We start from the raw sequence: 24,418 nt of genomic DNA on the forward strand, positions 1-24,418 counted from the left end.
GGGGGAGTAGCGGTGAGTAAACAAAAAGAGCGGCCAGTGGCCGCTCTTTTTCGTTGGGGGGGAGTTACAGCTCCTCGATTCTTTCCTGCATTTTCAACACATCTTTGAGGCGCTGCTCCAGGATGGCATTGACCTGGTAATCGTCTTTTGACATGCGAATTCCATGGCGCAGGTGTTGAATAGCCTTGTCGAATATGCCGTTGAGGATGTAATACTCGGCCCGGGCTTCGTGTACGCCAACAATATCTCCGGCCAATCCGTGAGTCTCCGCCAGTAGATACCATACTGCTGGGTCTTTCTTCCGCGTACGGCTATATTTCGCCAGCAGGCGTTCTGCAGCCAGGTAGTTACCGGCTTTAAAGTGGGCATTGGCGAGGCCCATGAGTAAGGCGTGGTCTCCCGGATTGCGATCGAGGGCCCACTGCAGGCGCTTGGTGGCACTGCTGTAGTCTTCTCGCAACAGATCGATATCCGCTCGGGCCAGCACATAGGCTGCTTTTGAGGGAGTTTTGTCTAACAGGGGCTGCAAGGTGTCCAGCGCTGAATCGGGTCTACCTACGGCTACTTGGGCCAGGGCGAGGCCGTAACGGGCGGCATCCTCATTGTCATTAATACCATTCAGCTCCGCGCTAAAGCGTTTTACTGCTTGCTGCGGCGTTGGTTCTGTGGCGAGCCGTACCCGGGCGCGCATCAGGTGATAATCCAGGTCCTCGCTGGGAGCCACTTTTTCCATACGCTGAGCGCGCAACTTGGCATCGGCAATACGCTTTTCCGTAACGGGGTGGGTCAGGAGAAATTCTGGCGGGCGCTGGTAGTAGCGTGTGGCCTTGAGCATTTGTTCGAACATTTCACCGGCGGCCTCTGGATCGCGCCCGGATTTGGCTAGGGTATCAATACCGACCCTATCTGCCTCTTGCTCATTCTTGCGGCTGAATCGCAGCTGGTTGTCCAGGGCTGCAGCCTGGGTCACGCTCATGGCCGCGATCCCCGCTTCGCCACCGGCGGTAGCCGCCAGAACCAAGGCACCGAGCATGCCGGCCAGGGTGGGAATTGTGCTATTGCGCTGTGCTTCCAGAGAGCGGGCGTAGTGCCGCTGGCTGAGGTGGCCCAATTCGTGGGCAACTACCGATGCAAACTGGTCTTCACGCTCTGCAAACAGAAACAGGCCGGTATGGACCCCCATGACTCCACCGGGGACTGCAAAGGCGTTCATGGTTTTGTTGTTTACTACAACAACATCAATTTCTTTGTCTTCCAGTGGGCTGTACTCGGCCAATTCCTTGACCATGCCCTCGACAAATTGCTGGATCAGGGCATCACTGGAGGTGCGAACCTGACTGCGAAATATACGCAGCCACATCTGCCCCAGCTCTTTTTCTTGGGTATGGGAGACAACCCCACTGGTTCTATCACCGAGCTCGGGGAGCCGTATTTCATCGCTGTCCGCTATGGCAGCAAACGGGACTGCGCCGAGTAACAACCCCATACCCAGGCTTCGCAGTCCTGCGCGAAGTCGATGGAGGATAGCTGGGGGGCGCGTTCGGTGAAGCAGGCTGTCTTTGGAATCAGTCATCTTGATTACTGCTCGGTCTGTCCATGAAGGATCTATAGTCCAACTCTATACGCTACCCCGTTGGACTGTCGAGGTTTGGACTTAGTGGACCATAAAAGGTTCACACTTGCGCCAGGCGGAAAGTTAAAAAGCGTAAAGCCTGCGCGGGTTATGGCGTCTGGTTCGCGCTATAATCCCCGGCAATTCTGGTTTGTGACTAAAAAGGCAATGTCAGTAACTTCTTCTACCAATCAGCCCGATACCCAGATACCGAACTGGGACGTGGCCACTATTGTGGATGCAAGAAATCTGCCCTGCCCACAACCGTTACTGGCCATGCGCCGGGCATTGCGGGAATACCCAGAGGGAACGCTGCTTTGTGTGCTGGCCACTGATGAAGGGTCCTGGCGAGACTTCCACAGTTTTGCATCTTTAAGTGGCCGGTCCCTGCTCCGCGCTGAGCGACGTAATAATACCTTTCAATATTGGCTGTACGCTGGCAAATGAATAAAGATAAATCCCGAGAGTCTATGTTATCGATTGTAAAAGGCTGGGTGAACCGCTACTTCAGTCAGGAAGAAGTGGTGCTTCTGGTTTTAATATTGACCCTGGCCCTGGTGGTTCTGGCGACTCTGGGCGCAGTGCTGGCCCCGGTATTCACCGCACTGGTGATCGCCTTCCTGATGCAGGGAATGGTGCAAAAGCTGAAGTCTTGGCGTGTGCCACACTGGCTAGCGGTTACCCTTTCCTGCTTGGTGTTGGTGGGTACTATTGTGGCTCTGTTATTTGTGGTGCTACCTATTATCTGGCGTCAGTTGGTGCGGCTTGGGGCAGAGTTGCCCAATATGGTGCAGCGCGGCCAAGAACTATTATTGTTACTCCCTGAGCGCTACCCACGACTAATTTCGGCCGGGCAGATCGATGAAATCTTCAATACCCTTGGCAGCGAATTGGGCGGCCTGGGACAGACACTGCTGGCCTTCTCCCTTACCAACCTACCCATTTTTGCCGGGTTGCTGATTTACGTTGTAGTGGTGCCGATCCTGGTATTTTTCTTCCTGAAGGACGCAGAGCAGCTGATTCGCTGGTGCACCTCTTTCCTGCCGAAAGAACGGCCCATGCTCCACCAGATTTGGCATGAGATGAATGATCAGGTGGCCAATTATGTACGCGGTAAGGTAATAGAAATTGGCATTGTGGCTGCTGTCAGTTATGCCGCCTTCCTGCTACTGGGGGTGAACTACGCCCTGTTGCTGGCGGTAGCCGTGGGTTTCAGTGTGTTGATTCCTTATATCGGTGCAGCGGTTGTCACTATCCCCGTTGCGGCTATTGGGCTTTTCCAGTGGGGGTGGAGTAATGAGTTTCTATACCTGATGATGACTTACGGCATTATCCAACTGCTCGATGGCAACGTACTGGTACCACTGCTGTTTTCTGAGGCAGTTAACCTGCACCCGGTTGCCATTATCCTCGCGGTGCTGTTCTTTGGCGGCATCTGGGGCTTCTGGGGAGTCTTCTTTGCAATTCCCCTGGCGACCTTACTCAAGGCCATTATGAGTGCCTGGCCCACCCATGAGCACCAGGTGGAATGGGAGGCCCGGCGAAGCTCGGAGTAATTGCCCGATATCTTTCTTTGTCTGTAGGCCGCGGCATTTGCTAGAATGCCGCGCTTTCTTTTATTTGGTCCCTTCAAATAGGTGAGAGCCCATGAGCCTGGCTGACAAAGTTCTAGCGGTCAATAATGACCTGCCGATCCGCACCGACAAGCCTATCCACAGTGGCAAGGTCCGCTCCGTATACTGGCTGAGCGAAGAAGACAGCCGCCGCCTGATTGAGGAGAAGGGCTACCCCGTTTCTCCTGACACCCCACTTGCGGTAATGGTGATTTCCGATCGCATCTCCGCGTTCGACTGTATCTGGACTGGCGAAGGCGGTATGCGTGGCGTACCAGGCAAGGGCGCAGCACTAAATGCTATTTCCAATCACTGGTTCAAACTGTTTAAAGAGCAGGGCCTCGCCGATAGCCACATTCTGGATATCCCGCACCCGCTGGTGTGGATCGTACAGAAGGCGCGCCCGGTTATGATCGAAGCGATCGCCCGTCAGTACATCACCGGCTCAATGTGGCGCTCCTATGAAAAGGGTGAGCGGGAGTTCTGCGGTATCGAGATTGCCGATGGCTTGCAGAAAGACCAGAAGCTGCCTGAATTGCTCATTACTCCCTCCAGCAAAGGTATTCTCAAGGGTATCCCCGGCGTGCCGGAAGCAGACGATGTGAATGTCACTCGCAAGAATATCGAAGACAATTTCGAGGCCTTTGGCTTCCGCAATGCGTGCGATATCGATCTGTACGAGAAGTTGTTAAAAGAAGGTTTCGATTTGATTTCCGCAGAGCTGGAAAAGCTCGATCAGGTCTTTGTCGATACCAAGTTTGAATTCGGCTATGTCACCGATGCCAATGGTGAAGAAAAGCTGATCTATATGGATGAGGTGGGAACCCCGGACTCCTCCCGTATCTGGGACGGCGAACAGTATCGCGCAGGTAAGGTTGTGGAGAAATCCAAAGAGGGTTTTCGCCAGGCCCTGCTCAACTACTTCCCCGATGCCGATATCCTGTTGAACAAAGATCGCATGGATGAGCGCTCGGCTTTAGCTCGTGATAACGAGCTGCCAGAATCTATGCTGATGGATCTCTCTAATACTTATATTGGTATTGCGGAGAAGATTATTGGTACGAAACTTGAGATATCTGATAATCCCAAAGAGGAATTGCTCGAAGTTCTCCGCAAGGATTACGGTCTGGTCGACTAATCTGGATCGAACTGAAAAAAAACCGGCGTTTTCGCCGGTTTTTTTATGTCTGCTATTTATTTTTCCGAAGGTCAATTGTCTTCATAAATATTGCTTTTGGAGTCTTCAGTGGTTGTTGCGTTGTGGAGTTGATGCCTTTCGCGTGTGTTTCATTTTCTGTCGCAGTATTGCTTCTCCATATGTGTGGTTTTGTTATTGGCATTCTAAATTTCATAGGTGCATTTTTTTGATTTATTTTTATCTTGTTTTTAATTTCTAGGTTTTGTTTTTGTTTTCTTGTAATGAGTTGTGATTGATCTTTCCTTAAGTGGTTTTATTATGCCGTATTGTTAATTTACTGGGATTTTAGTTGTTGTGATGGAGCATAAAAGGCTGCGCCTCGAAAAAGATTATTTCTTGAGGGATATTGAAAATATTGCCCATTTTGTAAATGGTGCAAGACGGTCATGTTTTGATGTGGAGAAAAATCCTGATAAGGAGAAAGATAAGCTGGGTTTCATGGCGGTTCAACTTGAATATCGTAGGAAGCGGATAGATTTTTATCTTTCTTTGTGTGACTTGTATGTGGTCGGCTTTGATCCAAATCCAGAAACTCCTTTTGCGGGAACCAGATATCATTTATCGATTATGCGTCCTGCTATCAAGCAAGGGTCAAGCGTTCCTCTTGGGAAAAGTACAGAGATATTGGATTTGCGTCCAGAGCAGCAGGAGTTGAGGTCAAAGACAGAGATTTTTGATTTTGTTTTGAGTAGAGGTGAGTCTTACAATGCATTAGGCTATCATGGGGCATATGCAGAAAATGAAATGAATTTTGGTAAGCTTGATGCGGATTTTGATCTATTAAAAATGGCGGTTAATGGCTTTGGTGGTAAGCCTGAGGATAGTTTCTATCGTGCTTTAGGTACTATGGCCATGGTTATCAGTGAGAGTATTAGATTTGTTTCTATTTCGAAGTATTTTAATGATCTGTTAAAAGGGGAAGCTTTTACTGTTAGGGATATTAAATGGATTTTGGATGTCGTTCAAAATTGGGAAGTTGGTACTAAAAATAATGATATCGATGTTCGCGTTCCTTTGATTTTGACTGATGAGGTTGTGAGGCTTCGGTGTAATTATTATGAATACGTGGCTGAACTAATGAAAAAGGAGGAGGAACGGCGCGAGAATGCCCTGGTGAATGCAAAGGAGGGGCTCAAGTCTGATGATCTGACGATGATGGAAGACTTTTTTAAGGAAGAATGGGGAGAGTTAACTTTCGTAGAGTAGCGTGTGTGGAGGTAAGTGATTTTGTCTGAAAAGTTGCTGCTTTTATCCTTTTTTCTATTTCAAGAAAGTAGCTCTTGTGGTATCGGATATTTATTTAAAAGAGTATTTCTAAAATTTGTAGTATGTGTTTAGGTTTAGATTGCTTACTTGCGGTTGGTGTTTTAAGTAATTCACTCATTGGTGATGCGTGCAGTAAGATTTGTGCAGAGTTTGAAGGCTCTGCTGTTAAGCGATTATTGGTAACCGGATTAGATTCGCTTGGGTGTGTTTAATTTTATGATTTGTAGAGGTTTTTACATGTTTTTAAGGTCAATCGTGGGGTTGTGATAAGAGTGTAAAAAATGCCTCTTATGCCACAATTCGCCATAATTCCTCCCATTTCCCGCCCATTTCCCTGCCACCTTTCGCCCATTTCCCCCTATTTAATGACTTCAACATCCAATTTAAAAGTGGAGGGAAGTGAGTGAGCAGGGTGATGTTATTCGGGCAGCGGTTCCATAAAGACGATCTGATGTTGCCGAGAGAGGAATACTATCGTCGCCGCCAGAAAACTGGTGGTGCCGGGCGCTGGCTGTTATTTATTGTGGTGGTATTGGCGGTGGTTATTGCGGCAATCGGGGCAGAGGTCAATGCCCAGGAGATTCCCTCTGTGGGTGATGCGATCCAGCAGGAGTTCACTGAGACAGTTACCCTGGAAGATGTAAAAGGGGGGGACTTACTTTTTACTGGCAATGAGTCCGGAAAGTATATTCCAGCGGTGCACCTGAAAAGTCAGGTCAGTATTTCCGTGCGGGGTCTGGTAGCGGAAGTCGAGCTTCAGCAGCAATTCAAGAATACTACTGACGGCTGGCAGGAAGCGGTTTATGCATTACCACTGCCTGAGCGAGCTGCGGTGGCGGGGCTTGAAATTCAGGTGGGCGAGCGCCGCATTGTCGGTAAGGTACGCGAGCGGAAAGAGGCCTCCAAGATTTATAAGGCTGCTCGTGCGGCGGGTAAGCGTGCAGCTCTTCTAGAGCAGCAGCGCCCAAATCTGTTTACTAATAAAGTGGCCAATATTGCCCCCGATGAAATGGTGCAAATTAATATCCGCTTCTTGCAGCCGGTCAGTTATGACAGCGGCGTTTTTTCACTGCGTATGCCCACGACATTGACCCCGCGCTATATCCCTGGCAAGCCAATACCCTCCCAGGCGTTGAACGGCGATGAACAGGAGTTGGTGGCAGAGAGTAGTGGCTGGGCACTGCCCACTAATCAAGTGCCGGATGCTGCGTCGATAACTCCGTTTATGCAGTCAGCGCAGGAGCTACAGGCACTGGGTAGCCATAATATTTCTATCGAGGTGGATCTGCATGGCGGACTGCCACTAGCAAAAATCGATAGCCCCTATCACCAGATTGATATTGATAACCGAGGTGACGGTCGCTATCGGATTCAGTTGCGAGATGAAACAGCTGCTATGGATCGGGATTTCTTATTGAATTGGCAACCGCGCGCTTCTGCTATGCCGCGGGCGGCGCTGTTTAGCGAGAAAATCACAGCGCAAGAGGGAGCAGAAGAGCAGGCTGGTGCTTATCTACAGGTCATGCTGCTGCCACCCAGCGACGGTACTGCCGCGCAGCGTTTACCAAGAGAAGTGATTTATGTGATCGATACTTCCGGCTCCATGTCTGGCAATTCTATTCGCCAGGCAAAGGAGAGTCTTACCCTGGCACTGTCTCGCCTGCACAGCAATGATCGCTTTAACGTTATTGAATTTAACAGTACAACCCGCGCATTTTTCCTGCGCCCGATAGCCGCGAGCGCGGAGAATATCCGCCGTGCGCGTCAGGAAATCGAAAACCTGAATGCAGAGGGAGGTACAGAAATGGCGCCGGCCTTGCGAATGGCATTCGGTCAGCAAATGCAGGATGACACCAGTACCGTTCAGCAAGTCGTATTTATTACAGATGGTGCGGTAGGCAATGAGCGGGCCCTGTTCGAGTTAATTAGCCAGTCCCTGCATAATGCCCGGTTGTTTACTGTGGGTATTGGTTCGGCTCCCAATAGCCACTTTATGCGCAAAGCTGCTCAGTTTGGACGCGGTACTTTCGTCACCATCGGTGATATTTCCGAAGTTCGTGAGCGTATGCAGGCTCTGTTCGCCAAGTTGGAAAATCCTATGGCTACAGACCTGCAACTCAGTTGGCCCCAGGGAGTCGTCGCGGATGCCTACCCCAAGCGCATCCCGGATCTCTATAACGGTGAGCCTATGCAGTTGGTGGCCAAGGTGCAGGGTGATCTCTTGCAGGGAGATATCCAGCTGCGGGGCCGAATGGCAGGTAAACAGTTTGTGCGCAAACTCGCTCTGAAAGTAGAGAGTGGTAGCGATACTTCAGGCATCGGCAGTGTCTGGGCGCGCAGCAAGATAGATTCTCTGCGGGACCGGCAGCTTCAGTCTGGAGAACAGTCGGATGCGGGCCTGGCTCTGCGCGAACAGATTTTGCAGATTGCCCTGAGGCATCAACTTGCCAGCCCCTACACCAGTTTTGTTGCAGTCGAAGAGGAAGTTGTACGCAGTGCTGAAGAGAAGTTATCTCGCAGCTCGGTCACCAATATGGTGGCTAAAGGGCAAGTGCTACAGCGCCAGGCCTATCCGCAAACTGCTACAGGTCTCTACGGGCAGTTATTGGCAGCGGCGGTATTGTTGATGTTTGCGGCGATCTTCCAGCGCGGTCGGGCCTTGCGCAGCAACTTGACCCGAGCCCTGCGCTCCTTCCTGCGCAGGGTTTTACCAGACCCCCGTCAACCCAGCAGCGCTAATCCTCTGCAGCGGGGAGGTGTGTAAGCGTGGCTCGCTCACTGCTCTTTATGCTTTGCTTGGGAACGGGGGTGTGGCAGTTGGGTTCAGCCAGCTGGCTTCTGGCCAAGGCAGAATTGGCCCAAGTGTTGATTAATAGTGCTTGGGAAGAACAGCTACAGGGCGGGGCTCTGCAAAAGCCCTGGCCCTGGGCGGACACCTGGCCTGTGGCCAAGTTAAAGTTGGAAGGGCAGTCGCCATTAATTGTTCTCAGCGGCGGTAGTGGTCAGGCGTTGGCTTTCGGCCCTGGTCTCTTAGCCGGGTCCGGCAATCCTGGTGAGCCTCGCACCACGGTTATTGCCGCACACCGGGATACTCACTTTGCGGGATTAGAGCGTGTCAGGCGGGGTACCTCCATTTACCTGCAGGATAAACGCGGACGCTGGCATACTTATCGGGTTGCGGAAATGCGAATTGTGGACAGTGAGAGAGAGCGTTTGCCGATCTTTGCCGAGCGGGGTTTATTGCTGGTGACTTGTTACCCCTTTAATGCCCTGGCGGCTGGTGGCCCGCTGCGTTACTTGGTCTACGCTGAATATCAACCCGGTGGGGAGCTGGTTCAGCTGTGACTGATGTCTTTGTTTGAGACTCGATTTTGTAGTTCATTTTCTCAAAAATTCCACTAAATGTTCCGGTGAAACGGCCAAACGGCAAATAATTGTTTTGCTCTTTTGTTTTATTTGTTACTAACCGTCCTATCTGGAAAATTTTTTGTAGTAATACTACAATTCCCTCCGCTAACAACCGGGGATGGGGTTTTGTCCGCCAGTCTGCGCGGGCCCCGGAACAAATAATCACAGTCAAACTAGGCACTTGCGGCAATCAATTGCGCCGCTTTCCTCACCGTCATATTCGAGTAAAGATTCACAAACTTTGCATTTACGCCAACAAAGTTGGTGAATTGGCGGAACCAAGAAAAAAAGGAAGCTTTTTTTTGCTCGCGCTGTAGTTTGCCCGCGTACCGATTTTTGAGAAATAGACCGACTCGACGTCGCCTAATTCGCCGAGGAGCACTTGATGCACGAAGATACCGATAACCTCGAAACGCAGGAGTGGCTGGACGCGCTGCAAGCGGTTATCCGCTATAGCGGCAAAGAACGCGCAGCCTTCCTCCTGAAGCAGCTGTCTGACCGCGCTACCGATGTAGGCGTACAATTGCCTGCGGCAATCACCACTCCCTATCGCAACTCCATTCCGCCCAATGCGGAAAAGCGTATGCCTGGCGACTTATTTATGGAGCGCCGCATTCGCTCCCTGATTCGCTGGAATGCCCTGGCGATGGTGGTACGTGCCAACCAGAATGACGATGGCCTCGGCGGCCATATCTCCAGTTTCTCCTCTGCGGCCACACTCTACGATGTGGGCTTTAACTACTTCTTCCGTGGCAATGAAGGTGAAGAGCGCGGCGACCTGATTTTCTTCCAGGGCCACAGCGCACCGGGTATTTATGCTCGCTCCTACTTGGAAGGGCGTTTTGATGAAGAGCAGCTGGACAACTTCCGCCGCGAAGTGAACGGCAATGGCCTGTCCTCTTACCCGCACCCCTGGCTGATGCCAGAGTACTGGCAGTTCCCCACGGTCTCCATGGGATTGGGGCCGATCCAGGCGATTTACCAGGCGCACATTATGCGCTACCTGTCTGCCCGCGGCCTGTCCCCGCGCGGCGATCGCAAAGTGTGGGCTTTCCTTGGTGACGGTGAGTGTGACGAGCCGGAAACCCTGGGCGCAATTTCCCTGGCCGGCCGCGAGCAACTGGAAAACCTGGTGTTCGTGGTTAACTGTAACCTGCAGCGCCTGGACGGCCCGGTACGCGGCAACGGTAAGATCGTGCAGGAGCTGGAAGGCGTATTCCGCGGTGCCGGTTGGAATGTTGTCAAAGTACTCTGGGGCCGCCTGTGGGATCCGCTGCTAGAGAAAGATGACAAAGGCCTGTTGCAGAAAGTCATGGACGAAGTGGTCGATGGCGAGATGCAGAACTTCAAGGCCAACGGCGGCGCTTATACCCGCGAGCACTTCTTCGGCAAATACCCGGAGTTGCTGGAGCTGGTTAAGGATATGTCCGACGATGAGATTATGAAGCTTAATCGTGGCGGCCACGATCCTTACAAGGTATACGCAGCTTACGCAGCGGCGATGGCCCACAAAGGCCAGCCCACCGTGATCCTGGCCCAGACCGTTAAAGGTTACGGCTTAGGCTCCGCCGGTGAAGCGGCGATGGACACCCACTCTGTGAAGAAGCTGGACCTTGATTCCCTCAAGCGTTTCCGCGATCGCTTTGCCATTCCGCTCACCGATAAGGAGCTGGAAGAAGTTCCTTACTACCGCCCATCTCCGGACAGTCCGGAAATGAAATATATGGCGGAGCGCCGCAAGGCCCTGGGCGGCCCGGTTCCCCGTCGCCCAGTTGAGTGCCCGAAACTGGAAGTCCCCGGCCTCGATGCCTTCAGCGCACTGACCAAAGGCTCCGGTGAGCGCGAAATCTCCACCACCATGGCATTTGTCCGCGCTATCGCGGCCTTGGTGAAAGACAAGAATATCGGCAAAAACATCGCGCCGATCGTTCCCGATGAAGCCCGTACCTTTGGTATGGAAGGTCTGTTCCGCCAGCTGGGTATCTATTCCTCCCAGGGGCAGCGCTACACCCCGGTGGATCACGGCCAGATCATGTATTACAAGGAAGATAAGAAAGGCCAGGTGCTGGAAGAGGGCATCAACGAAGCCGGTGCTATGTCTACCTGGATGGCGTTGGCCACGGCTTACAGCAACCACGGCGTGCCGATGGTGCCTTTCTATATCTACTACTCCATGTTCGGTTTCCAGCGTATCGGCGACCTGGCCTGGGCCGCTGGCGATATGCAGGCGCGCGGCTTCCTGATCGGTGCCACTGCTGGCCGTACCACCTTGAACGGTGAAGGTCTGCAGCACCAGGATGGCCACAGCCACGTACTGTCCTCCACTATCCCCAACTGCCGCAGCTACGACCCGGCTTACGGTTATGAGCTGGCGGTGGTTATGCAGCGCGGCTTGAAAGAGATGTACGAAGAGCAGAAGAACCTCTTCTACTACATCACTATCGAGAACGAAAACTACTTGCAGCCGGAAATGCCTCAGGGCGTGGAAGAGGGCATTATCCGCGGTATCTATAAGCTGCAGTCCAACGTCAAGAAAGGCGCCAAGGGCAAAGCGGCGAAGAAACATGTACAGCTGATTGGTGGCGGTACTATTTTGCGCGAAGTACTGGCAGCGGCGGATATCCTCGCCGACCAGTTCGGTGTGACCTCCGATGTCTGGAGCCTCACCTCCGCTGTGGAATCGGCCCGTGAAGGCCAGGATGTGGCGCGCTGGAATATGCTGCACCCGGAAGCCGAGCCGCGCAAAGCCTGGATCACTGAGCAGTTCGAAGGCAATACCTCCCCGGTTATCGCCTCTACCGACTACATCCGTTCCTATGTGGAGCCACTGCGCGAATTTATCGACGGTGAACTGACCACCCTGGGTACCGATGGTTTCGGCCGCAGTGACAGCCGCGAGCAGCTGCGTCGCTTCTTCGAAGTGGATCGCAACTACGTGGTAATTGCCGCACTGAACGGCTTGGCCAAGCAGGGCGTTATTGATGCGAAAGAGGTTGCGGAAGCAATCGTGAAGCTCAATATCGACGCCGAAAAAGTTAACCCGCGCATCAGCTAAGAGAAGGCAGAACTCCTATGGCAAAACAAGTCATTAAAGTGCCTGATCTCGGTGGTGCCGATCAGGTGGATGTGATTGAAATTTCTGTTGCTGTCGGCGATACCGTCGCGCAAGAGGATTCACTGATTGTGGTGGAGGGCGATAAAGCCTCCATGGATGTGCCAGCCCCAGTGGCTGGCAAAATCCTCAGCATCAGCGTGAAAGAGGGCGATAAGGTCTCTGAAGGCGACGTGATTGGGGAAATCGAAACCGATGTGGCGGAAGCGCCGACAGAGGAGCCGGCTGCGGCCCCCGCCAAGCAAGAAACTGCACCTGTTGCAGAGCCTGTGGCTGAAGCCCCTGTGGCGACGCCGAGCGGCGAGCCGAAAGAGGAAACGATCCAGATCCCGGATCTGGGCGGCGCTGATGCGGTTGATGTGATCGAGATCAGTGTGCAGCCCGGTGATGCAGTCGAAGAGGGCGACTCCCTGATTGTGGTGGAAGGCGATAAAGCCTCTATGGATGTGCCTTCCCCCAGCGCCGGTACCGTGGTTTCTATCGCAGTAAAAGAAGGCGATAAGGTTTCCACGGGTGACACCCTGGGCATATTGAAAGTCGTTGCTGCAGGCGCCGCCGAGCCTGCGGCTACAGCTGCAGCCCCTGCAGCGACAGCGCCTGCCGAGAGCGCGCCACAGCAGGTATCTGCGTCTGTTGAGCCCCCGGCAGTGCCGCAGAAAGACTATCAGCTGGAGCGCAACCTCACCGCAGCAGCCCAGGTTTACGCTGGCCCGGCCGTGCGCAAACTGGCCCGCGAGTTGGGTGTTACCTTGAATAAGGTGAAGCCTACCGGCCCGCGCAACCGGGTCTCCAAGGACGATCTGCATAATTACATCCGTGAGCAGGTGAAGAAAGCTGAAAGCGGCGCGGTTGGTGTCGGCGGTGGAATCGGTATCGCCAAGATGCCGGATATCGACTTCAGCCAGTTTGGCCCGGTGAATGTGGAGCCGATGAGCAAGATCCACAAGATTACCGCAGCCAACATGTCGCGCAACTGGCTCAATGTGCCTCACGTCACCCAGTTTGATGATGCGGATATCACAGAGCTGGAAACCTTCCGCAAGTCCATGAAGGCCGAGGCGGAGAAGCGCGGAGTGAAGCTCACTCCAGTGCCTTTCCTGCTGAAAGCGGTAGCTGCGGCCCTGCGTGCAGAGCCGAGCTTTAATGTGTCCCTGCACAACGATGGCGAGCACATTGTGCGCAAGGACTATGTGCATGTGGGTATGGCAGTAGATACACCCAAAGGCTTAATGGTGCCGGTTATCCGCGATGTGGATAAGAAAGGCTTGTACGAGCTGGCGGCCGAGGCCACTGAAATGGCCCTGAAGGCCCGCGATGGCAAGCTGAAGCCCAACGAGATGCAGGGCGCCTGCTTTACCATTTCCAGTTTGGGGGCTATCGGCGGCACCGGATTTACCCCGATCGTCAATTCTCCGGAAGTTGGTATCCTCGGTGTTTCCAAGCTGGCGATGAAGCCGGTGTGGAACGGTAAGGACTTTGAGCCTCGGCAGATGTTGCCCTTGGCGCTCTCCTACGATCACCGCGCGGTAAATGGCGGAGATGCCGGACGCTTTATGACTTACTTGGTCAGCGTGCTGGCAGATGTGCGCAGACTGTTGCTGTAATTGTCAGCGAGTTAAAGTCAGTAAAAAAAGCGGCCAATCGGCCGCTTTTTTTATAGTCAGGACTAAGGAGCCTCTGAATAACTCCGTACATTCCATATAAGTAAGTTAGCCTTTAAGTGGAAATGAAATATTCGCCGCGAAAAACATCAACAAGATGATTTACGCGCAAATCGATTCTGGGTTGCTGGCTGCTAATGCCTCGGCAGCTAGACTCACAGAGAGGCTACTATCATCGCAGCACTGAAAATGTGAGGTGTCGGATTATGGGACCTACAAGGAAATTCGCGTTGCCGCTTGTGGCGGTATTTGCGATGCAGGGCTGCTTGTTTTTGCCTGCGGAAGAAGTGGAGGGTGAAGACCCTTTCTTTTATGAGGCAGAGGCTGCCGGACAAAGCGCCAGCTTTGTGGAAGTCGGCAGTAACCACACAAAATACCCACAACCCCTTACCGCCAAAAGCGAATGCGAGGCGGCGGATTGCGTAGATAGCTTGCAGGACTCCATGGCCTGGTTTTTCCCTATATTGCGGGTTTACTAACGACAGTAGCCGAGCCCAGTGTGGAGCTGTTGCGAAATAGCCGGATCTAAAAGTGCGTGGATTCTGTCCGCGCGGTGCTGATACGGAGCGCTACCATGCAAAAGTTTGCGATATTTATTTCTGCCTTGTCGATGGGTGTATTCCTTGAGGGTTGTGGAACCCCCGATACGCGCAATCAAGTGGTTTATCCCGTAAGCCCGCCAATTCCCCGCCATGCGGAATACCGGGGTTACCCCTCTTCTCACTCCTCTCATTCCTCCCATGTGCCAGATGCGCCTGCGTCTCCAACAAGCTGCCCGGGAGATTCTGAGGAGCTGGCGCCGGGTTCTATTTGTCCACCCAGTGCCCGTTGTTTTGATATTTCCGGTGGAAGGCGTTGTATTTCCTATGAAAATTAGCGTTGTTTTTTTTCTTATTCTTGTAGCGCAGTCCCTGGCGGGCTGCGTGGCTGACGGTTTCGGTTATGACTTAACCGGCACGGCAACTTACTACACCTACAAAACTACTCCGGTGCCACCGGATGAACTTACAGCATTCCCGCGTTTTTGTCTGGCCGGTGATCCCTATATGGGAAGTCTCGACAACTGTATTGCCGAGGGTGTGCACTGCTATCAACTGGACACCGGTGATTGGTGTGAAGGACCTTATTCACCATTTGAGTTGAGTTACAGTTTCTACTGACCAAGTAATTTTCCGCTAGTGCCGCTTTTTGAGCCGGTGCGAAATGGTGGTATGGGGGCACGCAGTTTATTTTGACTCCATTGTTTTTTCCTGAGTGGAGTAAAAATTAAGACTGGATCGTTTTATTTTGGGATGCCGATTTAAACAGGTTTAATAATGAGGGGTGCCAATAGAAGCTGGATGCGAAATGTAATTGTCGCAGTGGATCAGCTGGGAAATGCTATTGCCGGTGGTAATCCCGATGCAACAATATCGGCACGCTGTGGGTATTTTTCCAGAGTGACGGAAACCCGTTTTCGCCACTATTGGAGATTTTTGGAGCGGGTGATTAATTACACCTTGATGCCAATAGATGGGCCGGATCACTGTTACCAGTCTTATCTGTGGGATCGCGCTGAGAAACACGAAGAGGGCAGTGACTATATGCGAGCCATTCTGGGGGTGATCGTTATTATTTTTTGTGTACCCATGGGGTTATTGATTCGGGTTTATGTAATTTTATTTCCGAGAGCCCGCTGGAAAAAGGAAACGCGCAAATAGAAAAAAGCCCGGACGCACAGCATTTATGCGCCCGGGCTAAGCGGGGTTAAGTGTTAGCTACTTGCTCCAGAGGTAAGTTACTCTTCTGGCTATCTGTAGTGCGGGCAGCTGATAGTTTGCCGCCGGCAATCTTGCGCAGGGCAACATAAAATACCGGAGTGAGGAACAGGCCAAACAGGGTTACACCGATCATGCCGGTAAATACGGTAATGCCCATGGCATTGCGGACCTCAGCGCCAGCGCCGCCGGCCAATACCAGTGGTACAACACCGGCAATAAAGGCGACTGAGGTCATAATGATCGGGCGCAGACGCAGGCGGCAGGCTTCCAGTGCAGCCTCGACAGTGCCTTTGCCTTCCATTTCCAGTTCGCGAGCAAATTCCACGATTAAAATAGCGTTCTTACAAGCGAGCCCCATCAGTACAACCAGCCCGACTTGAACAAATACATTGTTGTCGCCGCCAGTAGCCCAGACACCGAATAGTGCAGCCAGCAGACACATGGGCACGATCAGGATCACCGCCAGTGGCATTACCCAGCTTTCATAGAGGGCGGCCAGCACCAGGAATACCAGTAATACTGCGAGAGGGAAAACCACCATGGCGGCATTGCCCTGGTTGACCTGCTGGAAGCTGAGGTCGGTCCATTGGATTTGCATGCCCGGTGGCAGGGCTTGGCTGGCAACCTGCTCAACCGCTGCCAGTGCCTCGGAAGAGGACAGCATGCTGGGATCGGACTGCCCCATCAGGTCGGCTGCGGGATAGCCGTTGTAGCGGATCACCGGATCGGGTCCGTAACTCTGGCGCAGGGTCACCATGGTGCTGATGGGCACCATCTCCCCATTCATATTGCGAGTGTAGAGATTATCGAGATCCTGCACTTCATCGCGGAAGGGTGCATCAGCCTGGGCAACGACCTGGTAGGTGCGGCCGAAAAGGTTGAAGTCGTTGATATACATAGAGCCGAAGTAGAGCTGCAGGGTGCCGAACAAGTCGTCCATACGCACACCTTGAGCCTTGGCCTGTAGTCGATCCACTTCCGCGTCCATCTGCGGCACATTGGCCTGGTAGGAGCTGAAGGGGTAGCTGAGGCCACTGGCTTGGCTCAGGGCGCCCGCCAACATATTGGTGGCGTTTTGCAACTCACCGTAGCCGGCACCGCGACGGTCCTGAACATAGAGGGAGTAGCCGGAGCCGGCACCCAGACCGAAGATGGGCGGCGGCATAAAGGTCATGGCAAAGCCTTCCTTGATCTGTGAGATCTTGCCATTTAGCTCCGCAGCGATTTCCTGGGCACTGCGCTCACGTTCATCGAAATCGTCGAACAGGATAAATACCGTGCCCACGTTGGGGGTGTTGGTACCTTGCAGGGCATTGAAGCCGACAAAGGCCGCGGCGTTGGCAACACCTTCGGTTTCCAGGGCCAATTCACTCACGCGGCGAGCAACTTCCTCGGTGCGGTCCAGGGAGGCACCTTCCGGCAGGCGGATACTACCCACCAGGTAAGTCTTATCCTGAACCGGAATAAAGCCGCCGGGCACCTGTTGGAACAGGGCAAAAGTACCGCCGAGCAATATCAGGTAAACACCAAATACGATACCGCGACGCTTGAGGCTGCCACCCACGATTCGCTGGTAGCGCTCGGAATTGCGCTGGAAGAAGCGGTTGAACGGGCGGAATATCCAGCCGAACAAACGCTCAATAATGCGCGCGGGCATATCCGGTTTGGCGCCGTGAGGCTTCAACAGAGTTGCCGCCAGAGCCGGAGATAGAGTCAGAGAGTTGATCGCGGAGATAATGGTGGCGATGGCAATAGTGGTGGCAAACTGGCGGTAGAACTGGCCGGTGATGCCGTCCAGGAATGCCATGGGCACAAACACCGCGCAGAGTACCAGGCTGATCGCGACAATCGGACCGCTCACCTCGCGCATGGCCTGGTGGGCAGCGGCTAAAGGCGTCAGTCCCTCCTCGATATTCCGCTCGACGTTTTCCACCACCACAATGGCGTCATCCACCACAATACCGATGGCCAGCACCATGGCGAACAGGGTTAGGGTGTTGATTGAGAAGCCCAGCATTAACAGCACCGCAAAGGTGCCGACAATAGATACCGGCACGGCCAACAGCGGGATCAGTGAGGCGCGCCAGGTTTGCAGGAACAGGATAACTACCAGAACCACGAGTAGTACAGCTTCCAGTAGGGTCTTGATCACTGAGCTGATGGAGGTGCTAACAAAAACCGTGGGGTCGTAAGCGACTTCCCACTTGAGGCCTTCCGGGAACTGGTCATCCAGTTCAGCCATTTTCTCCCGTACCGCCGCAGAAACTTCCAATGAATTGGAGCCGGGGGATTGGAAAATAGGGATGGCGACAGCCTGGCGGCCGTTGAGCAGGGCGCGCAGGGAGTCCTGGGAAGAGGCCAGCTCTACACGAGCCACATCTCTCAGGCGGGTGATCTCACCATTATTGCCGGTCTTGAGTACAACATCGCCAAACTCCTCTTCACTTTCCAGGCGGCCTTTGGCGTTAATGGAAATCAGGAAGTCGGAGCCGTTCGGCATGGGGGAGGCACCGATCTGGCCGGCGGAAACCTGTACGTTCTGCTCACGCACGGCACTGACAATATCGGCAGCAGTAATGCCTACGGCGGCGGCTTTCTGCGGGTCCACCCACAAGCGCATGGCGTAGTCACCGGAACCGAATACGGCGGCGAGGCCTACGCCGGGAATGCGCGATAGCTCATCGCGAATATGCAGTACGGCGTAGTTGCGAATATAGGTAGCGTCGAGGCTGTCGTCCGGTGAAATCAGGTGCACCGCCATCATCAGGTTTGGCGACTGCTTCTGGGTAGTAACACCTTGCAGGCGGACATCTTCGGGCAGGCGCGGCAAGGCCTGGGACACCCGGTTTTGCACCTGTACCTGGGCTTGATCCGGGTCTGTGCCCAACTCAAAGGTCACGTTCAAAGTCAGGGTGCCGTCACTACCAGCCACTGACTTCATGTAGATCATATTTTCCACGCCGTTAATCGCTTCTTCCAGCGGCGTGGCTACAGTTTCTGAGATCGTCTTAGGGTTAGCGCCAGGATAGCGAGCACTCACTTGCACGCTGGGGGGGACAACTTCGGGATATTCGCTGACCGGCAGTGAGGGAATACTGATCAGGCCGACGACGAAAATAATGATCGACAACACGGATGCAAATATCGGTCTGTCGACAAAGAAACGGGAAAAATTCATATACTGCTACTCCGAGAGCGACTTAGTCAGCCGCTCGGATTCCATTGATAGGATTAGCTGAATGTATGGGCTCACTTCGGCAAGCCCCTTGCTCTTTGTTTAGTGGCCGGCGACTTGGGTCGCCTTTACCTGCTCCTGCATGGCCACCATTTCCGGTGCGACGGGCATGCCCGGGAAGAAAATCTTTTGCAGGCCATTCACCACAATTTTCTCGCCGGGCTCCAGGCCGCTGCGGATAACAACGAGGTCACCTTGGCGTTGGCCAGCGACCACGGGGCGCTTTTCGGTGACATTACTGTCGTTGACGATGTAAACATACCGGCGGTCCTGATCGGTAAGAACCGCTTTGCTATTGATTAAAACTGCCTGTGAAACCTCTTCAATTGGCATTTCCACCCGAGCAAATTGCCCCGGTCTGAAAAAGCCGTCCCTGTTGTTAACCACAGCGCGGAACTGAATAGTGCCGGTATGGCTGTTCAAGCGGTTATCAATAAAGTCCAACTCTCCACTGTGTGGATAGCCCTGCTCACCGGCGAGACCTACGCGCACAGCAGGTTTTTGCCCGCTATTAAGTAAGTCGCGGCCCTTAGCAAAAGTCTGTTCGTCACTTTCGAAATACACGTACATTGGGTCGACAGAGACCAGCGTTGTCAGCAGGGTGCTGTCGGCATTGGCGAGATTGCCTTGAGTAACCAGGGCGCGGCTTACCCGGCCACTTATTGGTGCTTTAACTTCAGTGTATTGAAGGTCCAACTGGGCATTTTCCAGTGCTGCCTCGGCGGCGCTGAGGGCCGCTCGGGCCGAATCTCGCGAAGCGATACGCCGATCGTATTCCTCGCGGGAGATGGCTTTGCTGTTGAGTAGCTGTTTTGCCCGGCCGGCTTGCTTCTCGCTATAGGAGAGGTCGCTGCGAACCCGAGCCAGGTCTGCGCGGGCGGCGCGTTCGCGGGCCTGATAAGGGCGGGGGTCAATGGTGAACAGGACATCGCCCTGTTTGACCAGAGTTCCCTCGGCAAATGAAACCTTGTCGATATAACCGCTAACCCGTGGGCGCAGTTCAACGGTTTCTGGGGCTGCCACACGGCCGGTAAAGCTGCGCCACAATGTCGTATTTCCTGCAGATACCTGGGCGACCTCCACGGCTGGGGGAGGCGGTTGTTGACCGCTGGGTGCGTCACTGTTGCAGCCGGCGAGTACCAGTGCAGATACGCCGAATAAAACCGTCGTTAATTTTCTTACCATTACGCGTGTACTCCCTTTGCTACGGAGGGGGAAGGGCTATTGGGTGCTTCTCCCAGTAAGGGCGTAACTCTAGCGGTGGCCAAGTTGGTTGCGGTATCCGGGAACTGTTAATTGATTGCCTATTTCTACTTAAGGCGTGCTTTTGGGTTGGAAGGATCACATTCTGGTGGACGTGTAAAGAACTGGATATATAACTAGTTATCGCAAAAAGTGATTAAGATATTACAGCGACTGTAGGCCTGTTAATCGATTATGGTTACCTATTACTGCACAGTAATTGCCCAATCCTGCAAAACTGCACGAAAATTGCCTAAAACTCCGTATACTCTGTGCCACTTCGTGTTGAGTCGTGGAATTGTTAGCGGGCACAAGGGGAGCATATGAGCATTGAAAAAAGAGCGGAATTCAACTCTGTCGCCATGGATATGGAGTCGATACGGCAGAAACTGATCGCCTCCCTGATGCGTCAGGCACCGGAACAGGGATTAAATGAAACAGTACTGGGTGGTCTCTCCCTGATTCGCTGCAACGAGCCGGGAGCTTGTGCGGCATCGGTGTATACACCGTCCCTGAATTTTATTATTCAAGGCCGCAAAACCTTGGAGCTGGGAGACCGGGAAATTTCCTATATGCCGCTGAGCTATGTGGCAACCTCGGTGCACTTACCGATCCTGGGACGTGTTGAAGACGCTTCCCTGGATACTCCGTTTCTTGGCGTAAAGATAACGATCGATCCGCAAGAGGTGGCAGACCTGGTTATGGAGCTGGGTGATAAGGCGCCGGGTGTGGAGGCTGGCTACGACTGTCCCGAAGTCAGCTGCGGCCTGTGCCTGACCAAAATGGATTACGGTATGCTCGATGCGCTAAACCGGCTGGTCTCCTTGCTGGATAGCCCTAAAGATGTCCCGATACTGGCGCCATTAGCCCGGCGTGAGATTATCTATCGCGCCCTGATGGGGGAGATTGGCGCGCGGATGCGCAAGTTTGCCATGGTAGATAGCCAGGCGAACCGGGTATCCCGGGTGATTGAGGTGCTAAAAGACCGCTTCTCAGAACCGCTGCGTATCAGTGACTTGGCCGACCAGGCCAATATGAGTGAGTCATCCCTATATCACAGCTTTAAGCAGATCACCCGCATGTCCCCGTTGCAGTTCCAGAAAAAGCTGCGCTTACATGAGGCGCGACGCCTAATGTTGACCGAGGGGCTGGAAGCGGCTTCCGCCAGCTATCGGGTTGGCTATGAGAGCCCCTCTCATTTCAGCCGTGAATACAGCCGCATGTTTGGTCTTCCGCCCCGCGCGGACGTGATTAAATTGCGCGGTGAACAGCGGGTCCCAGCTTAATTTGAAACTGGGTTGCCCTGCTTCAGAACAAATAAGCTACACCACCCTTCGGGACTGATATCGCCCTCCACAACCAGGCAGGCATTGGGGGGCTCAAACAGCTGACAGTCCACGCACTTTTTCCCATCCTTGGGAGTATCCTGGTAATTTACCTTATCTTTTTGCGCTTTGATTTGGGCCTGAGCTGAGGGTGTTGCAATAAATGTGGCAGGAATTAAAAGTAGCGATGTCCCTGAAAGCTTAAGAAAGTGGCGACGGGAGTTGTCTAGAGGCTTTTCCATAAATGAACGCCTGAATGATGAAAATAAGTTTCTGGCATTCAGGTTAGCTGGAGAAGGGAGTTTTGCTCAAATTAAAGGCTTTGTTTTAAGCGGTAATCTTATTCTATTTGTTAAATTGGAGACGGCGCCATGTAGGCGCCGTCTGTTTTTACTTCTTTACTTGGTTACGCGTATTTTAGCTACAGATTTATCTCCGCTGCGAGATACGACCCGAACCTTTAAGCCGTAAGGTGTGATAGCGCGGCCGGCATCTGGTATTTCTTCGCTGCTATAGCTCCGGGTGTCATTAAACAATGGGTAGCGGCGGTTGTGAGTGTCACTTAAGAGTATGCCGTAGTCCTCGAGTAAATCCAGAACCATGTCGTCGGCTCTTTCGATGTTAAATGTGGCATCGTGAACCTGATAGCGGGTACTGGCAACGGAATCATCACTCCATCTCAATACATTTTGGTCGGCATCAACAACTCCGAGGAAGCCGTTTCCTGGGTGTACGCCAACCCAGTTATTATCGTAGCTGGAATCTACGTACCAAACCAAGAGGCCTTCTGTGAAAGTGAGCATCTCGCCGGCTACATTCACATGTGCCAATCCGGCATCAACGCCGCGATGCGTACGCCATTCGAGTAAGTAGTAGTGATCGTGCTCGAGATAGCCTGGGTTTCGGCTAAAGCCTGCAAGGCTAAAGTTGCCATCAGTTTCAGCATCATCGAAAAGGAATGTTGTGTCATCAATTTCGATGCTGATGTCATCGGCAAAAAGACCTGAATTCGCTACGGCGCCATCAGTAATATAGGCAAGTGAAAGGCTAATTTCTTGCCCGGCGTAAGCGCTTAGATCGAATGTAACGTCAATCCAGCCCTCGGAGCTACCAGTAATACCATTACCTGGGTTGGTGCCGTTGGGGTTGGTATCTGTAGTTACTGAACCAGGAATGGAGACAAAGCCATCACCGGAATCTACCATGATCGCGGCGTAATCCCAATCCAGCTCAATGTCGTACCAAGCTTTGAAAGAGAGGCTTGCTGTTTCTGCATTGCTCAGATCAACAGATATTGTCATAGAGTTTTGCAGGTTGTTGCCGCTACCGCTGAAGTAGGCGTATTCTCCACTGCTGGGTTCGGTAACTATTTCTTGTTTTGCTGGTAGGTCAATTCGTACTGCATCGTTATTGGTCCCCTTATTAACCGCTTCATCGAGTAGCAACTCGATACCGCGGCGAGGAATTTCATCTAGTGCAATAGTTTCACCATGAAGCCAGTTACCACCATGGTTGTGTTGCAGGTATTCCTTGGCATAGGCAGAGAAGCCGGTGGGCTCTGAACCCGGAATAATACCGGCCCAGCTACCACTGGACATAATGGACCAGGAGGAGACGGGTTCACCGCGACCGCTACCATCGGTATCGTATTCATCGGGCAAGCCCAAATCATGGCCATATTCATGGCTGACAACCCCTGCAGCGGCGTCCGCCGGCTGAATGGTGTAATCATAAGCAGCCATAGTGCCGCCCCAGTAATCTACCTCCGCAGTAGTTCCTTCAAGTGAATAGACGCTGCCAAGGTTCCAACGGTGAGACCAAATAGCGTCTTCACCCAGTTGCCCGCCACCTGCTTCTTCACCAACCGAGGAGTGGAAGATCATGATGTGGTCTACCAAACCATCTGCTTCCCAAAAATCGCCATCACCATCCAAGTCGTAACGGTCTTCAATATCAAAATCTGACAGGTTTACTGTGGGGTCGGCAGCTGCAGCTTCCAGGGCCTCACGAATTAGGGAGCGAGCATCACCATCAGTGTTATTGCCGTAAAAAGCTGCTGGTTGGCTGGCCATATACCAACCTGCTACAGAGCCTTCAACTGAGTAGCTGTTACCGGATTGCTGCCAGTAAAACTGTTGCATGGATAGCATGTTTTCCCCACTGGGGCCTTCAAAGCCGTTTTGGGAGAAAAGTAAGTCAGCGTAATGTTCAGCGGCGTAATCCGCGTAGTACATATCACTTTCCCCGGGCTCGATGCTGTTATGGGGAAAATCGGGGAACTCCATCAAAATAGCGAGAACCCGTGCAGTTTGGGCTTCACCGTCGTAGCTCTCTAGTTGAATGTTTCTAGGGTGGCGGCTGCCATGGTTGCGGTGAAGGGAACCTTTGCCTCTTTTAAGCCGGGGGTGATGTTTTCCACGGGCATCGCGCATCATCGTTACGGTATCGCTGGAAAGATCTTGAGCCCCATTAATGCTATGGGTGGCCCGCTCTTTTAAGTAAGCCCTTAAAGTGCGTTCAGCTTCTGCAATAGAGGCATCTTGGCTGATGCGCCCAGAGCGCTTGAGCATATCAATTAATTTGGCTTCATTGGCAATGACCAAGTCAACTTGATCACCACCTTTTTGATGTGAATTAATCGCCTGGGCATTGGCTGCCATCAGGCTCAGTGCAAGTGTGCTGGCGGAGAGCAAACTATTTATTTTTAGCATGATCCCTTCTTATGCGTTCCGAGATGATTTTAAGTTTCGAAATTAGACATAAATAAAATTTACTAAAATAGTCAGATTTCGAGTTGTGGCAGCTCAGGTTTTTTATTATTAGCTACAGAGGGGTGACGTTTCAGGATGATTAGGTAGCAATAAATTTATGGGGATTTTGCATAATTTTAAACTAAAGTGTGATGTTAATTTGATCGCTGATAAATTTTCCTAATGATGTTATTGGGAATTATTTCCTTATCTGGGTGGCTTCTGTAGCATAACTT

At 52.7% G+C, this 24,418-nt stretch carries 18 protein-coding genes; 13 read left to right on the top strand and 5 right to left on the bottom strand.

Annotation, left to right across the window (positions count from 1 at the left end):
• Window positions 1-64: 64 nt before the first annotated feature.
• On the bottom strand, window positions 65-1,573 hold the full coding sequence (locus ACG1BZ_RS03720; RefSeq protein WP_413664428.1) for a M48 family metalloprotease: 1,509 nt from the start codon (window positions 1,571-1,573) through the stop codon (window positions 65-67).
• 192 nt (window positions 1,574-1,765) lie between these two features.
• Here ACG1BZ_RS03720 and ACG1BZ_RS03725 point away from each other — a divergent pair, with 192 nt between their 5' ends.
• The 12 genes from ACG1BZ_RS03725 to ACG1BZ_RS03780 all read left to right on the top strand — a co-directional run bounded on the left by ACG1BZ_RS03725 (window position 1,766) and on the right by ACG1BZ_RS03780 (window position 15,570).
• On the top strand, window positions 1,766-2,059 hold the full coding sequence (locus ACG1BZ_RS03725; protein ID WP_413664429.1) for a sulfurtransferase TusA family protein: 294 nt from the start codon (window positions 1,766-1,768) through the stop codon (window positions 2,057-2,059).
• A gap of 23 nt (window positions 2,060-2,082) precedes the next feature.
• Complete coding sequence (locus tag ACG1BZ_RS03730) at window positions 2,083-3,168, top strand: AI-2E family transporter (RefSeq protein ID WP_282934585.1); 1,086 nt, start codon at window positions 2,083-2,085, stop codon at window positions 3,166-3,168.
• Window positions 3,169-3,259: 91 nt separating this feature from the next.
• Complete coding sequence (locus ACG1BZ_RS03735; protein WP_413664430.1) at window positions 3,260-4,363, top strand: phosphoribosylaminoimidazolesuccinocarboxamide synthase; 1,104 nt, start codon at window positions 3,260-3,262, stop codon at window positions 4,361-4,363.
• 354 nt (window positions 4,364-4,717) lie between these two features.
• A complete protein-coding gene (locus tag ACG1BZ_RS03740; RefSeq protein WP_413664431.1) occupies window positions 4,718-5,629 on the top strand; it encodes a hypothetical protein in 912 nt (303 codons plus the stop codon).
• A 463-nt stretch (window positions 5,630-6,092) separates the two neighbouring features.
• Window positions 6,093-8,453: a marine proteobacterial sortase target protein gene (locus ACG1BZ_RS03745; protein ID WP_413664432.1), complete on the top strand. Its 2,361-nt coding sequence runs from the start codon at window positions 6,093-6,095 to the stop codon at window positions 8,451-8,453.
• 2 nt (window positions 8,454-8,455) lie between these two features.
• On the top strand, window positions 8,456-9,034 hold the full coding sequence (locus tag ACG1BZ_RS03750; RefSeq protein WP_413664433.1) for a class GN sortase: 579 nt from the start codon (window positions 8,456-8,458) through the stop codon (window positions 9,032-9,034).
• A 448-nt stretch (window positions 9,035-9,482) separates the two neighbouring features.
• Window positions 9,483-12,152: a pyruvate dehydrogenase (acetyl-transferring), homodimeric type gene (aceE, locus tag ACG1BZ_RS03755; protein ID WP_413664434.1), complete on the top strand. Its 2,670-nt coding sequence runs from the start codon at window positions 9,483-9,485 to the stop codon at window positions 12,150-12,152.
• A gap of 17 nt (window positions 12,153-12,169) precedes the next feature.
• Window positions 12,170-13,813, top strand: coding sequence for a dihydrolipoyllysine-residue acetyltransferase (gene aceF / locus ACG1BZ_RS03760; protein ID WP_413664435.1), 1,644 nt, complete (start codon window positions 12,170-12,172; stop codon window positions 13,811-13,813).
• A gap of 263 nt (window positions 13,814-14,076) precedes the next feature.
• Window positions 14,077-14,349, top strand: a complete 273-nt coding sequence (locus tag ACG1BZ_RS03765; protein WP_413664436.1) for a hypothetical protein — start codon at window positions 14,077-14,079, stop codon at window positions 14,347-14,349.
• A 95-nt stretch (window positions 14,350-14,444) separates the two neighbouring features.
• Window positions 14,445-14,747 (top strand): hypothetical protein, encoded by a 303-nt coding sequence (locus ACG1BZ_RS03770; RefSeq protein WP_282934207.1) that lies wholly within the window; start codon window positions 14,445-14,447, stop codon window positions 14,745-14,747.
• Entirely contained in the window at window positions 14,737-15,030 is a 294-nt protein-coding gene (locus tag ACG1BZ_RS03775) for a hypothetical protein (protein ID WP_413664437.1), read from the top strand. Before ACG1BZ_RS03770 ends, ACG1BZ_RS03775 begins: the two co-directional genes overlap by 11 nt.
• A 180-nt stretch (window positions 15,031-15,210) precedes the next feature.
• Complete coding sequence (locus ACG1BZ_RS03780) at window positions 15,211-15,570, top strand: hypothetical protein (RefSeq protein WP_282934205.1); 360 nt, start codon at window positions 15,211-15,213, stop codon at window positions 15,568-15,570.
• A 46-nt stretch (window positions 15,571-15,616) separates the two neighbouring features.
• Here the strand turns inward: ACG1BZ_RS03780 and ACG1BZ_RS03785 are convergent, their stop codons facing one another.
• Both ACG1BZ_RS03785 and ACG1BZ_RS03790 read right to left on the bottom strand, forming a co-directional pair.
• Window positions 15,617-18,808 carry an efflux RND transporter permease subunit gene (locus ACG1BZ_RS03785; protein ID WP_413664438.1) on the bottom strand — a complete coding sequence of 1,064 codons (3,192 nt, stop codon included), beginning with the start codon at window positions 18,806-18,808 and terminating at the stop codon, window positions 15,617-15,619.
• A 99-nt stretch (window positions 18,809-18,907) separates the two neighbouring features.
• Window positions 18,908-20,050 (bottom strand): efflux RND transporter periplasmic adaptor subunit, encoded by a 1,143-nt coding sequence (locus tag ACG1BZ_RS03790; protein ID WP_282934203.1) that lies wholly within the window; start codon window positions 20,048-20,050, stop codon window positions 18,908-18,910.
• Window positions 20,051-20,430: 380 nt separating this feature from the next.
• Here ACG1BZ_RS03790 and ACG1BZ_RS03795 point away from each other — a divergent pair, with 380 nt between their 5' ends.
• The gene (locus ACG1BZ_RS03795; protein WP_282934202.1) at window positions 20,431-21,393 is read left to right on the top strand and encodes an AraC family transcriptional regulator; all 963 of its coding nucleotides are present in this window, start codon (window positions 20,431-20,433) and stop codon (window positions 21,391-21,393) included.
• Here the strand turns inward: ACG1BZ_RS03795 and ACG1BZ_RS03800 are convergent.
• Together ACG1BZ_RS03800 and ACG1BZ_RS03805 are read right to left on the bottom strand one after the other, a co-directional pair.
• The gene (locus ACG1BZ_RS03800) at window positions 21,390-21,674 is read right to left on the bottom strand and encodes a hypothetical protein (RefSeq protein ID WP_413664439.1); all 285 of its coding nucleotides are present in this window, start codon (window positions 21,672-21,674) and stop codon (window positions 21,390-21,392) included. The genes ACG1BZ_RS03795 and ACG1BZ_RS03800 overlap by 4 nt on opposite strands.
• Window positions 21,675-21,830: 156 nt before the next feature.
• Entirely contained in the window at window positions 21,831-24,143 is a 2,313-nt protein-coding gene (locus ACG1BZ_RS03805; RefSeq protein ID WP_413664440.1) for an immune inhibitor A domain-containing protein, read from the bottom strand.
• Window positions 24,144-24,418 lie beyond the last annotated feature (275 nt).

This window comes from Microbulbifer sp. CNSA002 (genome assembly GCF_047324085.1).
GTDB lineage: Bacteria > Pseudomonadota > Gammaproteobacteria > Pseudomonadales > Cellvibrionaceae > Microbulbifer.

Bases quoted from the DNA above. Each gene is read 5' to 3' on its own strand.
- ACG1BZ_RS03720 (WP_413664428.1), bottom strand. From the start codon at position 1,573: ATGACTGATTCCAAAGACAGCCTGCTTCACCGAACGCGCCCCCCAGCT.
- ACG1BZ_RS03730 (WP_282934585.1), top strand. From the start codon at position 2,083: ATGTTATCGATTGTAAAAGGCTGGGTGAACCGCTACTTCAGTCAGGAA.
- ACG1BZ_RS03735 (WP_413664430.1), top strand. From the start codon at position 3,260: ATGAGCCTGGCTGACAAAGTTCTAGCGGTCAATAATGACCTGCCGATC.
- aceE (WP_413664434.1), top strand. From the start codon at position 9,483: ATGCACGAAGATACCGATAACCTCGAAACGCAGGAGTGGCTGGACGCG.
- aceF (WP_413664435.1), top strand. From the start codon at position 12,170: ATGGCAAAACAAGTCATTAAAGTGCCTGATCTCGGTGGTGCCGATCAG.
- ACG1BZ_RS03765 (WP_413664436.1), top strand. From the start codon at position 14,077: ATGGGACCTACAAGGAAATTCGCGTTGCCGCTTGTGGCGGTATTTGCG.
- ACG1BZ_RS03770 (WP_282934207.1), top strand. From the start codon at position 14,445: ATGCAAAAGTTTGCGATATTTATTTCTGCCTTGTCGATGGGTGTATTC.
- ACG1BZ_RS03775 (WP_413664437.1), top strand. From the start codon at position 14,737: ATGAAAATTAGCGTTGTTTTTTTTCTTATTCTTGTAGCGCAGTCCCTG.
- ACG1BZ_RS03780 (WP_282934205.1), top strand. From the start codon at position 15,211: ATGCGAAATGTAATTGTCGCAGTGGATCAGCTGGGAAATGCTATTGCC.
- ACG1BZ_RS03785 (WP_413664438.1), bottom strand. From the start codon at position 18,808: ATGAATTTTTCCCGTTTCTTTGTCGACAGACCGATATTTGCATCCGTG.
- ACG1BZ_RS03790 (WP_282934203.1), bottom strand. From the start codon at position 20,050: ATGGTAAGAAAATTAACGACGGTTTTATTCGGCGTATCTGCACTGGTA.
- ACG1BZ_RS03795 (WP_282934202.1), top strand. From the start codon at position 20,431: ATGAGCATTGAAAAAAGAGCGGAATTCAACTCTGTCGCCATGGATATG.
- ACG1BZ_RS03800 (WP_413664439.1), bottom strand. From the start codon at position 21,674: ATGGAAAAGCCTCTAGACAACTCCCGTCGCCACTTTCTTAAGCTTTCA.
- ACG1BZ_RS03805 (WP_413664440.1), bottom strand. From the start codon at position 24,143: ATGCTAAAAATAAATAGTTTGCTCTCCGCCAGCACACTTGCACTGAGC.